Consider the following 13,295-nt stretch of genomic DNA (forward strand, 5'->3'; position numbering starts at 1 on the left):
TTAGTTACGCACAGTTATATGGGCAAATTGCTGGTTTTAAACCTGCACAATTGAATTACTGAACTTCTAATACCACTTTTCCGGCATTTTCGTTACGTTCTAATATTTCATGGGCTTGAGCAGCCTGTTGCCATGGTAGCGTTTTATAAATATTAAAATCAAAGCGTTGATTGGCAATATCATCATAAAACTGTGCAACAAACTGATCCCTAAGTTGGCGTTTAAATGCTTGGCTGCGGTTACGAAGTGTTGAAGCATGAAAGGAAATTCGCTTTTGCAATAAACGGCCAAAGTCTACTTCTGCAAAGCGACCATCTAAAAATGCTAACATAATGATTTGGCAATCCAATGCGGCAATCTCAGCATTTTTATTTAAATAGCGCCCAGAGACAGGATCAACAATGACGTTGGCTGTTAACTGATGGTGTTGCATATATTCAACAAAGTCATTGCTTTTATAGTTGATGGCGTGATCGGCACCCAACTCTTTAGCATGCTGGCATTTTTCATCACTGCCTGCGGTGATCACCACCGTTGCCCCAACACGTTTTGCCAATTGAATAGCCGCGCCGCCTACTCCACTGGCACCGGCATGAATAAGTGCAGTTTGCCCTTGTTGTAAATTACCAAGCTGAAACAGTGCGCCAAAGGCGGTTAAATAGACTTCACTGATTGCCGCACCTTGCGCCATCGTGAGACTCTCGGGTAACGGCATCAGTTGGCTTGCATCCACAGCCACATATTCGCTGTATGCACCGCCGGCGCATAAAGTAAACACTGCTTGATTAAGCCAGTTGCTATCTACCTCAGCACCAAGCTCTACCACAGTACCTGCGCACTCAAGTCCTAAAATGGGGCTATCGCCTTTTGGCGCGGGGTACTTACCTTGGCGCTGCATGCAATCGGCTCGGTTGACCCCTATTGCCGCCACTTTTACTAATACCTCATGAGGCTGCAATGATGGTTTGTCTGTTTCGCTTAAGCTTAGTTGCTGATCGTGATGAGATATAAATTGCATTGTGGCTCCTAGCTAGGTTGGCTAAATTTAATCGATTTTACGCCATACTTCGGCTTCCACTAACTTACCATTTTCGGTTAAAGAATGATGCCATAAATTACCCTCAATTTTGTAATCAAAAGCCATGCTTTTACCCAGTAACGAGGGGATATTGCCATACGCAAATGTTTCAACAAACTGTTGGTTTTTCAGGGTATACTTGCCGCCGCCAGCATAATGGAATGCACCGTTTTTTTGCGTAATGTAGTTAAAGTGGGTGGCGGTAATTAACTTAATTGACGTAAGCTCAGGTGCTTTAGCGGTTACATAGCCCTGCTCTACCGCGTATTTTCCTTCTACAAATTCCCAACTGCCGAGTAGCGGGTTAGCCAAAACCAGAGGAGAGGCAACTAATAACCCCGTTAAAATCAGTGTTTTCATGGTATGTCCTTTGATGTTTTTTTATATTGTTTATAAATTGTACCTGTTGCTGTAAAAAACACCTATCAGACTTGTGGCTAATTTATCCAAATCGCCAACTCTGTTTGTAAGGGTAAACATCATACACGTAGCCGGCATTAATTTGCGTTTGGCATTGCTGCCAAAATTCAGGGCTAAATAAGTCGTTATGCTGCTCACTAAAATAGCTGAATGCACGCTGATCAGCACTAAAAAATACCTTAAATTGACTAGGAAACACGTCATTCTCGGCAACATCAAAATAGCTTTCATTACTGAGTTCATCAAAGCTATTTTCACTGCTGGGTAATTGCCGAAAATTACACTGTGTGAGTGGGCAAATCTCATCATAATCATAAAATACCACGCGCCCCCAACGGGTAACGCCAAAATTTTTCATCAGCATGTCACCAGGGAAAATATTCGCCCCCGCTAAGTCTTTAATTGCTTGGCCATAATCATGCATTACCTTCTTCAATTGGTTATCATCACACTGATTAATATATAAATTAAGCGGGGTCATTTTACGCTCAACATACACATGTTTAAGTACCAATGCTTTGTCTGCAATCGACATACTACTGGAAATATTACCGTGCATTTGCGCAAGTAGCTGATCACTAAAACGACTTAAATCAAACGCTAAATAACGAAACTCATGGGTATCGACCAAGCGCCCCACTCTGTCGGCTTGCTTTACAAAATCATACTTCGCCATAACTTGTGCTTTGGTGGCTGTTTTTGGTGCATTAAACTTATCTTTTATCACCTTATACACATAGTCAGAGCCTGGGGTGGTAAATACCAGCATCACCATGCCTGGCGTACCTGGGGCGGTAATATACTTATCCTCAATTGGGCTATTTTTTGTGGTGTCTACCTTGTAGCGATAAAACTCTGTTTTGGCATGTTTAATAAAGCCAATGGCATTAAATAGTTCAAAGCGTTGTTTGTGAGGCATCAGTACTGATAAGTAATCAACATAACGCGCAGGTTGATCGGTATCGACCATAAAGTAAGTGCGCGCAAAGCCAAATAATAAACTCAGTTGATCGGCTCCCATCATTACTGCATCAAGCTTTAAGCCGTCATCTGTATTTAAAATGGCGATTGCAAAGGGCATATTATCGCCATTTTTAGCAATGCAGCGGCCAATCACATAACAGGCTTTATTTCTAAAAAACAGTGAATTAGCGTATTCAATATAGCCGTCGTTCAAGTTCATTAATTCATACACTTGGCGGCACTGCTGCTTTGCGCCTAGTCTGAGCGTAGCTTGTAAATTATCAATGTCTTTAGCTAAATCGGTAAATTTAACCCGAAAAGCTTGGCGGTAAATAAGTTGCTGCACTGCGTGGGTAAAGCCAGCTTGTAAGGAAATACGGCTCACTAACTTATCAAATGGTCGTGGCTTGGCGCGATATTTGGCTTTTAGTACAAACAAATGCACAGTGCGAATTTTTTTATCGTCCCAAATCGAGCCAAAGGTCGAATTAAAAAAAGTATGCGCAATCGGCTGGTTTTCATGCTCAGCAACCATTTGCCCATAAATGTGTTTTGCCCGTTGCCAAAGTAGTGGCTCGTGCAGTTCTTGAAAAGCAATGATCCGCACGGCTTCACTGACATTTTTAACTTGCCGTTCGTAGACTTGTAATCGCTCGCGCATTGCCGACTGCACAGCTTGCCATTGCTGTTGCTCAAAACGACTTTGCGCCCCCAGCGTGATATTTAAAAACTCTGCAAACATGGCTTCAAAACCTGCAAATACCGCACGGGCTAACTTAGTCGCAATCACTTGTTGTAGCGCGTTTTCTTGCTCAATTAATAAGGGGGTTTGCGGCTCTAATTCAGGCATATTTTTATCACTTATGGCGACTATTTATCATTATAGGTTTACACACCTTAGCAAGCAGGCTTTAATTTAGGTAATTAATACAGCGAATGAATAAGATTGATCAAATGAATATACGTAATGTCGATCTCAACCTGCTGGTGTACTTAAATGTACTCATAGATGAGCAAAATGTCTCTAAAGCGGCGAATAAACTGGCTCTCACTCAACCTGCGATGAGTAATGCCCTGAAGCGTTTACGTGATTTATTTGATGATCCTTTGTTGGTACGCGCCGCAGGCTCTATGACTCCAACCGCAAAAGCACTGAGTTTAAAGCCTGAAATTGAGGCTTTATTAAAGATGGCCGAAGCGATCACTCAACCCAGTGATATTTTCGACCCTAGCACTGCGCAAATGACCTTTCGTATAATGGCCAACGATTACTTAGAATCAACCTTAGTCGCCCCTTTTATCACCGCGCAACTTAACAAACACCCAGGACTTAATTTTGATGTACTCAGCCCAAGCGATGTGAGCCTACAAGATATGGAAAAAGGCACTATAGATTTAGCTATCAATCGCTTTAATGGCTTGCCCCGCTCGTTTCACCAAGCCAGTGTGTGGCGTGACAATTACTGTTGTTTAATGCACCCTGCAAACCCTTATTTAAAACAACCTGATTTAGCGCAGTATTTAGCGAGTGAGCATATTTGGGTTAATCGTGCTGGTTGGGGAGCAGAAGCGGCAGTGACCAATAAATCGGGCAGCCAAAAGCTCGGTTGGGTAGATGAAGCATTGTGGCAACTTGAACAAACCCGTCATATTCGGGTGTTTACTCGCCACTATATGGTCGCCAGCTTGCTCTGCCAATCGCCGCAGCTAATAGCCACCCTGCCACGGCGCCAAGCTATGTTACTTACAAAGCACACTGAGTTAGTAATAAGCCCCGTGCCATTTCAAATTGTGCCTATTGAAGTAAAAATGCTCTGGAGCCCGCTACTTCACCATGCCAGCCCTCATCAATGGTTACGCCGCGAATTATTAGCCTTTGCGCAAACCATTGCTGACAGGTAACTAGCAAACGCTATTCAATGTGGTTTGCATTACCATAAAAAAATCCGTAATTAGCAAAACTAATTACGGATCATTGACCTTGCGCTTACTCGGTAAGCAGAGCTGCGCAGTTAGCAGCTTACTTTATGCTGATTAACGGCGTTTCGTTTGTTTAACGCGGTTATTATGTTTTTTAACAGCTTTACGAATTTGATTAATTTTAGCGCGTTTATCTTTGCGCTTTTCAGGCATTACTGACAACTTAGTTTGTGTTTCACGCCCTAACTTCACCGTTTTACGCAAATAGTTAACGGTCTCGAGTTCAAGCTCAGCCCAACCACCTTGCGGTAGCCGTTTATCAAGCTCTAACTTACCATAACGAATACGAATAAGACGTGACACTTCAACATCTTGAGATTGCCATAAACGACGTACTTCGCGGTTACGTCCTTCAGTTAAAGTAACGTTATACCAACGGTTAATGCCTTCGCCGCCCAGTGGTTTTATATTTAGGAACTTAGCCATACCATCTTCAAGTTCAACACCTTTGGTTAAATTCTTGATGGTTTCAGCGGTGACTTCACCAAATACACGGGCTGAGTATTCACGCTCTACTTCATAGCTTGGGTGCATTAAGCGATTGGCAAGTTCACCATCATTGGTGAACAACATTAAGCCGGCAGTATTTATATCTAAACGACCGACTGCAATCCAACGTTCGCCATCAACCCGTGGTAGGCGATCAAATACAGTTCTACGTCCTTCAGGATCTTTACGTGTACATAACTCACCTTCAGGTTTGTTATACATAATGACACGGCAAATACGTTCTGCTTTTTCTTCAATTTTAACGGTATGGCCGTCAACACGGATCAAATCTGTTTCTTCAACACGATCGCCCAATTTTGCTACTTTGCCATTTACACTGACGCGATTCGCATCAATGTATTTTTCCATCTCACGTCGCGAACCAACGCCCGCTCTTGCTAAGACTTTTTGTAACTTTTCACCTTGTATACTCATTCGGATAGTTCTCTCACAGAAGGATCACTCAATAACTGGTCGATTTTACTTTGCTGCTGTTTTGGCAGTGGCGGTAAATTATCTAAACCTGTTAACGAAAAATAATCTAAAAATTGTTTAGTTGTCGCATATAAAGCAGGCCTACCCGGCACTTCTTTATGGCCTACAACATGTATCCACTCGCGTTCGAGCAGACTTTTAATAATACCAGAGCCAACAGTTACGCCACGTACCTGCTCTATTTCACCTCGGGTGATTGGCTGACGATACGCAATAAGGGATAACGTCTCTAATAAGGCACGAGAATATTTAGGTGCTCGTTCTTGCCAAAGGTTATTTAACCAAGGCGCCAAACTCGCACATGCTTGAAATCGAAAGCCACTCCCCACTTCAACTAACCGAATACCTCGGGTTTGATAATGAATTTGGATTTGTTCAATTGCGAGGTTAATGCGCGTCATCGACACACTCAAGTCACTTAATAGCGTTTCTTTTAAGTGCCGCTTACTGAGGGGTTTTCCAGCAACAAAAATAGCCGCTTCAATGATCTCAACAAGTTGCTCATCACTAATTCGTTTTGTAGCCGATTTTGTCACCATAGACACCAAGACGCTGAGGTATATTCAACGCACTATTATGCCAGAACTATGCAAAGGTTGGAAAAGTTATTATTTAAAAAGACAATATTAGCGGTCATTAACAACCGCTAATATCGAAATGTGCATTAGCACAGCCTATTTTGATCAAATAGTTGCGCCTTGATAGCGTTTCACAAACTCGGTAACCACTTCACCATTACATTGCAAAGAATTAAGATCTGCAATTTTTGCTTTTACTGGCGCCAAACCTTGTTGTAATGCAGTCATGCATAATTGCGTTTCTGTATTGCTGTTTTTAGCAAACACTGTAATTACTTTTTGTTGGCGAATTTTATCATCACGCTTTTTAGCAATATTGCGAATATCTTCGCCATTACATAAAATGCTTTTTGACTGACGCGATAGATAGACATTATGTTGTGCTGCTACTTTACGCGCGGCAGTAAATCCTTGGTTGGCGCTAATTGAACACAGTTTAGATTCAATTTTTTGATCCGCATTAAAGTATTGTGCCGCACTTGCAGTGTGAGAAAATGCAGTCGTTGCCGCAAACAATGCTAATAATTGTAGTTTCATGATTTACCTTTGGTGGAGTGATAAAGTGAGTGATTTTTGCGCATTATATAGACCAAAAAAGACAAATCAACTGGATTATATAGTTAATCTTTTATTTTAAATTGCATTAACAATTTTTAATCATCATTCATAATTCGTTCATCATTTAAGCAATTTATTTTTAATAAATAAGCACATGTACCAGATCTTATTTGATGGTAGAATTTGCCATAATCTGCGAAAAGCTAATTCTAATTTAAGGTCTAGCCATGAAAGTAATTTCATTTAACATTAATGGGCTGCGAGCTCGCCTGCATCAACTACAAGCAATTATTGAGAAACATCAGCCTGATATCATCGGTTTACAAGAAATAAAAGTACACGATGAAGCTTTTCCACTCGAAGATGTGCAAAAAATGGGTTATCACGTGTATTTTCATGGTCAAAAAGCCCATTACGGTGTGGCTATGTTATGCAAAAATGAACCTAAATCTGTAGTTAAAGGGTTTGCAACTGATACTGAAGAATCGCAAAAACGTATGATCAGTGTCACTGTCAGCCAAGAAAATGGCCGTGATTTAACGGTGATGAATGGCTATTTCCCACAAGGTGATAACATCAGCCATGAAATTAAATTTCCATATAAGCGCCAGTTTTACCGCGATTTAATGACCCATTTAGACACCCATCATAATAATGATGAAGATGTGATTGTGATGGGCGACATCAATATCTCTGCGACCGATCTTGATATTGGTATTGGTGAAGTAAACCGTAAGCGCTGGTTAAAAACCGGTAAATGCTCGTTCCAACCAGAAGAACGTCAATGGCTTGCAACCTTACTGGAGTGGGGCTTTAAAGACACCTTTCGTGAACTTCACCCAGACACAACAGCGCAATACTCATGGTTTGATTATCGTTCAAAAGGTTTTGATGATAACCGTGGCCTGCGTATTGACGTTGTATTAGCAACGCCTGCACTTGCTGCGCGTTGTATTGATGCCGGTATTGATTATGAGCTGCGTGGTATCGAAAAACCATCCGATCACGCCCCCATTTGGTCAACATTTAGCTAATTACATGCATGAGTTAATTACAGCGCCGATAATAAGCAGCAATTTACAAGTAATTGCTTGGCTTATTGTCGGCTGCATTGTTTGGCTCAGTATTAGTAACAAGCAATACCAACAGTTACTAGCTACACCAGCACGACAAACTGGCGTGTTCGCTTGCGCCTTAGTGTTTATGCTGCTGTGGCGCATTAAAGCGGGCATATTGCCAGGCCTTGAATTACACATTCTTGGTGTTACCGCCATCACACTTATTTTAGGCTGGCGATTTGCATTATTGAGCGCCACGCTTGCCAGTGTGCTACTGGCCGCCTTTAATCAAATTAGCATTGCACAGTTACCAATACAGTTACTGCTTAGCGCTTACTTGCCGATTTTAGTAAGTTATGGCTTATTTATACTGTGTTACAGCCTGTTGCCACGGCATTTTTTCATCTATATTTTTGTCTGTGCTTTTATTTGTGCCGCTTTAATTGCCTGTTTGAAGATTATTACTGTGAGTGCCTTTTATTATGCGACGGGCAATTACAATTGGTTTGAATTAAGTGAAAATTACCTCTACTTATGTGCCATCATTTGGTTTCCAGAAGCGATGCTCAATGGTATGGCTATCACTTTATTGATCACCTATCGCCCACATTGGGTGAAAACTTTTTACGATAAGGATTACCTAGACTCATGAGTCTTGATTATCAATGCCCGCTTTGCCAGCAATCGCTAATATTACACACTAATGTACTCAAATGTAGCAACAACCATAGCTTTGATACGGCCAAAGAAGGGTATGTAAATTTATTGCCCGTACAACAAAAGAACTCCAAACAACCGGGCGATAACCTTGATATGGTGCAAGCACGGCGTGCTTTTTTAACAACCGGGCATTATCAGTTTTTACAAACCGCCATTGCCCAGCGTGTTGCAACGCACTCCCCACAATACGTTATCGATTTAGGCTGTGGCGAAGGTTTTTATACGCAAGCGATAGCCAGTGCGTGTGATGCAAAAGTTTATGGGATAGACATTTCAAAATCAGCCATAAAATACGCTGCAAAGCGATACAGTAATTGTAATTTTAGCGTAGCATCAATAAGCCAAGCACCGTTTAATGAGGGTATGGCCGATGTGTTGGTGAGTATTTTTGCACCGTTATTTGATGCTGAATTAGCACGGTTAGCTAAAGCGGATGGCACACTTATTGTGGCAAGCCCTGGCCCTTGGCATTTAAAAGAGCTGAAGCAATACATTTATCGCGACGTTAATGCACACACGCCCATTAGTATACCGAAAGGCTTTGAGTTGGTTGAGCAAACCTTGTTAGAGCAACAAATAAGCTTGCCATTTAATGACGTGAAAAACCTGATAACCATGACCCCCTTTGCCTGGAAGTTTCGCCCAGAGCATTGGCAACAGTTAGAGCAACAAGGCGAGCAAGTTGTCACCTTGTCATTTTATGTGAGTCAATTCACCCGACTTACAGATTCTCTTTAGTAAAAGCACGGTCCATTTTATCAAACATATCATTGAGCAAATGGGCCAATTCTGCATATTTAGGTTTATCTTTAGGGGTATGGCCTTGGTAGCCGTTAGCCACCATTTTGCTGTGCAGCTCTTTATACCAATGCTCCATCGCAGGCTCAAGCGCAGTATCTGCACGCTTGCCTAACCACAGTAGACCTTGCAACGGTAACGATACAAAAAACAATGCAATGGCGATTGCTTGAGGTAAAAAACTGCTGCCTAAATAATTAATTTGCATAAATAAAGTGAGCATTGCCAAAATCGGCATGACGGTAATTGCCAACTCAGTGGCTTTAATCACTCTAAACTCCGTGAAAATAGGCGCTAGCTCTTTACGCATCGGCCATTTTTTAGCATATTCACGACCAGTTTGAACTTGTGACATCACACTTTTTTGCATCATGACTCCTAGGTGTCGCTGGTGTATTTATAAATGTTGGCCGAGCGAGTATATCACATTGATGGCAACATTCCTGTGTAAAATCCCTTCCACCTTTTCGTCCAAAACATATTTTGATCATGGTTTAAACTTACCTTAAATAAATTAATCAGGTAAAATAAACGCACATTAAGTCAACTAGATTTTAGTATAGCCATTGGCTATATCCATAGCAATTTATCGACCGTTAACACGGTAACTTTAGTCAATCTAGTTCGATGCTTAGTTATATTACAACTAAGCTTAATGTGCACTTACCGATATTGTCAAAACATGGGATCCTGATATGTCTGCGCAACCTTCATCGCCACACCACGTGCTTGTTCTTAATTGTGGAAGTTCAAGTTTAAAATTCGCTATTTTAGATGCCATCAGCTCTGAAGAAATCATTTCAGGTTTGGCTGAGCGCTTAGGATCATCATCGCCATCAATTAAATACAAATACTTAGGCAAAAAACACTTGCTTGAGTTGGCAGCAAATCAAGCGCACAAAGAAGCAATCGACACCCTCGTTAAGCTTATAAATGAGCACGATTTAGCCTGCAATCTCATTGCCGTGGGTCATCGTGTAGTGCATGGTGGTGAGCACTTTACTAAATCAATGTTGATTGATGATGCTGTTATTAAAGGCATTACCCAAGCAGCAACACTTGCCCCATTACACGGGCATGCAAATTTGTTAGGCATAGCCTCAGCACAAGCCGCCTTTAAAGGATTACCACAAGTGGCTGTGTTTGATACTGCGTTTCATCAGACCATGAACAATATCGCTTATCTCTATGCGCTGCCTTATAAACTGTATACCGAGTATGGTGTTAGACGTTATGGTTTTCATGGTACTAGTCATTATTATGTTGCAGGCCAAACAGCGGAACTGCTCAATCAACCGATAGAACAAAGTAACTTTATCAGCGCCCATTTAGGGAATGGTTGTTCAGTCTGTGCGATTAAAAATGGTAAAAGTGTCGACACCAGCATGGGTTTAACCCCGCTTGAAGGCTTGATGATGGGCACCCGCAGCGGCGATATTGATCCTGGTCTATTTAACTTTTTAACCACGCAACTAAATTATGACGCGCAACAAATTGACGATTTATTAAATAAACAAAGCGGCTTACTCGGTATCAGCGAACTGTCAAACGACTGCCGTACTATCGAAGAAGCAGCTGTAGCTGGCAATGAACAAGCCATTTTAGCACTTGAGATGTTTTGTTACCGCTTAGCGAAACAAGTGGCCGCGTTTATGGTGCCATTACAGCGCCTTGATGCATTAATTTTTACCGGCGGCATTGGCGAAAACTCCGATATTATTCGTGATAAAGTGATTACTCAACTCGCCTACCTCGGTCTAGATTGTGATAACGACGCAAACCTTGCTGCCCGCTTTGGCACGCAAGGTGTGATAAGTTCAGATAACGGCTCAACAAAAGCGGTGGTCATGCCAACCAACGAAGAGTGGGTGATCGCCCGTGATGCCGCAGCAATTGCACAGGAGCAATAACAATGGCACGTCGAATTATGTTAGTTCCAATCTCAACGGGGGTTGGCTTAACCTCAGTATCGGTTGGTTTAGTGCGCGCGCTCGAGCAAAAAACGGTTAAAGTTAACTTTTTCAAACCGATTGCCCAACCTCGCTCAGGGGAAACTGGGCCGGAAAAATCAACCCAAATTGTTACTCAAGGCTCCGCAATTACCCCTCCCGTCCCTTTTGCTCTTGATTACGCAGAGCAAATGATTGGTGATGGTAAAGGTGATGACTTACTTGAAGAAATAGTCGAGCGCTTTGAAAATGCCATTGGTGATGATGTCGTGGCTATCATAGAAGGCATGGTGCCTACCCGTCGCCAACCTTATGCAGGGCGAGTAAACCGTGAAATCGCACAAACCCTTGGGGCTGATATTGTATTTGTACTTACGCCAGGCAATGACAGCAATGACCAAATTGAAGACCGCTTAGAAATTGCCGCCGGCTATTATGGCAGTGTTGATCATGCTCGGGTATTAGGCTGCATTTTTAATAAGGTGAATGCTCCACTGGATGATGAAGGCAGAGCCCGAGCTGATTTAGTTGAGTCACACGAACCTGACAAATTAGAAAACGAACTGAACCGGTTGGCGTCACTGCCCATTTTTAGAAAACACCCCTTTATGTTATTAGGCTCGATCCCATGGAATTTTGAGCTTGTGGCACCGCGGGTGAAAGATTTATCAGCCTATTTAAAAGCGCAAATACTCAACGAAGGTGATATGGCGCATCGACGACTGCGTAGTGTCACATTTTGTGCTCGCACTGTGTCTAACATCCTGAGCCATTTTACGCCAGGTGTACTGCTCGTCACGCCAGGTGATCGCTCTGATGTACTAGTTGCAGCCTGTTTGTCAGCTATGAACGGCACTAAAATTGGCGCAATTTTATTAACTGGTGGTTTTAAACCAGAGCCACGGATCATGACTTTATGCGAACAGGCCATGGCCACTGGCTTGCCTATTTTAAGTACCGAAGCGGATACATGGCGTACCTCATTATTGTTACATAACTTTAATATGGAAGTACCTTGTGACGATGTCCAACGTATTGATAAAGTTAAGCATCATAATGCCAGCCATATTGATTCTGATTGGTTAGATACCCTTGCTAAAAGCGTTGGTAAAACCCGGAAAATGTCGCCGCCTGCGTTTCGCTATCTACTTACAGATAAAGCCCGTCAAGCGGCAAAAACGATTGTACTGCCTGAAGGTAATGAACCTCGCACCATTAAAGCCGCGGCTATTTGTGGCCAACGTGGTATTGCAAGAACCATTTTATTAGGCGATCGCGAAGAAATTGAACGTATCGCAATGCAGCAAGGTGTTGAGCTTAACGAAAACGTAACCATTATCGAACCACAGGATGTGATCAACGATTATGTTGCTCCTATGGTTGAAATTCGCAAAAGCAAAGGGTTAACTGAAGTTGTAGCACTGGAGCAATTACAAGATAACGTGGTGCTGGGCACTATGATGTTAGAGCGTGGCAAAGTGGATGGTTTAGTCTCTGGTGCGGTTAACACCACAGCGAATACCATTCGCCCACCGCTGCAACTAATAAAAACAGCCCCGGGTTCATCATTAGTTTCATCGGTGTTTTTTATGCTCTTACCCGATCAAGTACTGGTATACGGCGATTGCGCGATTAATCCGGATCCAACGGCCGAGCAATTAGCTGATATTGCCATTCAGTCAGCCGATTCCGCAGCAGCATTTGGTATTGAGCCACGCGTTGCAATGATAAGCTACAGTACCGGTACTTCTGGCACTGGTGCAGATGTAGAAAAAGTCCGCCTAGCAACGCAATTAGCGCAGCAAAAGCGCCCCGATCTGATCATCGATGGGCCGCTGCAATACGATGCTGCCATTATGGAAAATGTCGCCCTTAAAAAAGCGCCAAATAGCCCAGTAGCAGGTAAAGCGACGGTATTTATTTTCCCAGATTTAAACACCGGTAACACCACTTACAAAGCTGTGCAACGTAGTGCTGATTTGATCAGCATTGGACCAATGCTGCAAGGCATGCGTAAACCCGTTAATGATCTAAGCCGTGGCGCTTTGGTAGACGATATTGTCTATACCATCGCACTTACCGCGATCCAAGCAGCCCAAGTACAAGATAATTAACGTTTAGAGTAAAGTGAGCAAATGCTGCTCACTTTACTCTGCTGTTAATCTAACCCTATTTAAAATAGTTAATAAAATAAGTAACTTACTCACTT

General features: G+C 42.4%; 13 protein-coding genes. 6 read left to right on the forward strand and 7 right to left on the reverse strand.

All coding sequences use genetic code 11. The features are described from left to right. Positions 1–55 precede the first annotated feature (55 nt). From ACMVDV_RS05485 to aceK, 3 genes are all read right to left on the reverse strand, one after another. Positions 56–1,018, reverse strand: a complete 963-nt coding sequence (locus tag ACMVDV_RS05485) for a zinc-binding dehydrogenase (RefSeq protein ID WP_416157463.1) — start codon at positions 1,016–1,018, stop codon at positions 56–58. 27 nt (positions 1,019–1,045) lie between these two features. Continuing rightward, on the reverse strand, positions 1,046–1,438 hold the full coding sequence (locus ACMVDV_RS05490; RefSeq protein WP_304185546.1) for a hypothetical protein: 393 nt from the start codon (positions 1,436–1,438) through the stop codon (positions 1,046–1,048). 82 nt (positions 1,439–1,520) lie between these two features. After that, entirely contained in the window at positions 1,521–3,311 is a 1,791-nt protein-coding gene (aceK, locus tag ACMVDV_RS05495) for a bifunctional isocitrate dehydrogenase kinase/phosphatase (RefSeq protein WP_416157464.1), read from the reverse strand. Between the two features lie 104 nt (positions 3,312–3,415). On the opposite strand from aceK, the gene ACMVDV_RS05500 reads away from it, so the two are divergent. Continuing rightward, positions 3,416–4,363 carry a LysR family transcriptional regulator gene (locus tag ACMVDV_RS05500; protein WP_304185643.1) on the forward strand — a complete coding sequence of 316 codons (948 nt, stop codon included), beginning with the start codon at positions 3,416–3,418 and terminating at the stop codon, positions 4,361–4,363. A 132-nt stretch (positions 4,364–4,495) separates the two neighbouring features. Here the strand turns inward: ACMVDV_RS05500 and rluB are convergent, their stop codons facing one another. From rluB to ACMVDV_RS05515, 3 genes are all read right to left on the reverse strand, one after another. After that, entirely contained in the window at positions 4,496–5,365 is an 870-nt protein-coding gene (gene rluB / locus ACMVDV_RS05505) for a 23S rRNA pseudouridine(2605) synthase RluB (RefSeq protein WP_064666048.1), read from the reverse strand. Continuing rightward, entirely contained in the window at positions 5,362–5,964 is a 603-nt protein-coding gene (gene scpB / locus ACMVDV_RS05510) for an SMC-Scp complex subunit ScpB (RefSeq protein WP_304185549.1), read from the reverse strand. Before scpB ends, rluB begins: the two co-directional genes overlap by 4 nt. 144 nt (positions 5,965–6,108) lie before the next feature. Beyond that, positions 6,109–6,540 (reverse strand): exonuclease III, encoded by a 432-nt coding sequence (locus ACMVDV_RS05515; protein WP_416157465.1) that lies wholly within the window; start codon positions 6,538–6,540, stop codon positions 6,109–6,111. Between the two features lie 248 nt (positions 6,541–6,788). On the opposite strand from ACMVDV_RS05515, the gene xthA reads away from it, so the two are divergent. Genes xthA through rlmA form a run of 3 tightly spaced genes read left to right on the forward strand, consistent with a single transcriptional unit; the run spans position 6,789 to position 9,077 of the window. Next, the gene (xthA, locus tag ACMVDV_RS05520; protein ID WP_416157466.1) at positions 6,789–7,595 is read left to right on the forward strand and encodes an exodeoxyribonuclease III; all 807 of its coding nucleotides are present in this window, start codon (positions 6,789–6,791) and stop codon (positions 7,593–7,595) included. 4 nt (positions 7,596–7,599) lie between these two features. Next, positions 7,600–8,271 (forward strand): energy-coupling factor ABC transporter permease, encoded by a 672-nt coding sequence (locus ACMVDV_RS05525; RefSeq protein WP_416157467.1) that lies wholly within the window; start codon positions 7,600–7,602, stop codon positions 8,269–8,271. Further along, the gene (gene rlmA / locus ACMVDV_RS05530) at positions 8,268–9,077 is read left to right on the forward strand and encodes a 23S rRNA (guanine(745)-N(1))-methyltransferase (RefSeq protein ID WP_416157468.1); all 810 of its coding nucleotides are present in this window, start codon (positions 8,268–8,270) and stop codon (positions 9,075–9,077) included. The genes ACMVDV_RS05525 and rlmA overlap by 4 nt, the downstream gene beginning before the upstream one ends. Here the strand turns inward: rlmA and yfbV are convergent. Further along, positions 9,061–9,507 (reverse strand): terminus macrodomain insulation protein YfbV, encoded by a 447-nt coding sequence (yfbV, locus tag ACMVDV_RS05535; protein WP_304185645.1) that lies wholly within the window; start codon positions 9,505–9,507, stop codon positions 9,061–9,063. The two genes, rlmA and yfbV, sit on opposite strands and share 17 nt — an antisense overlap. A 325-nt stretch (positions 9,508–9,832) precedes the next feature. Here yfbV and ACMVDV_RS05540 point away from each other — a divergent pair, with 325 nt between their 5' ends. Together ACMVDV_RS05540 and pta are read left to right on the forward strand one after the other, a co-directional pair. Continuing rightward, positions 9,833–11,047, forward strand: a complete 1,215-nt coding sequence (locus ACMVDV_RS05540; protein ID WP_416157469.1) for an acetate kinase — start codon at positions 9,833–9,835, stop codon at positions 11,045–11,047. A 2-nt stretch (positions 11,048–11,049) separates the two neighbouring features. Further along, entirely contained in the window at positions 11,050–13,200 is a 2,151-nt protein-coding gene (gene pta, locus ACMVDV_RS05545) for a phosphate acetyltransferase (RefSeq protein ID WP_416157470.1), read from the forward strand. Positions 13,201–13,295: the final 95 nt, after the last annotated feature.

It is taken from the genome of Pseudoalteromonas sp. ASV78, assembly GCF_047806705.1.
In the GTDB taxonomy this organism is placed as follows: Bacteria; Pseudomonadota; Gammaproteobacteria; order Enterobacterales; family Alteromonadaceae; genus Pseudoalteromonas; species Pseudoalteromonas prydzensis_A.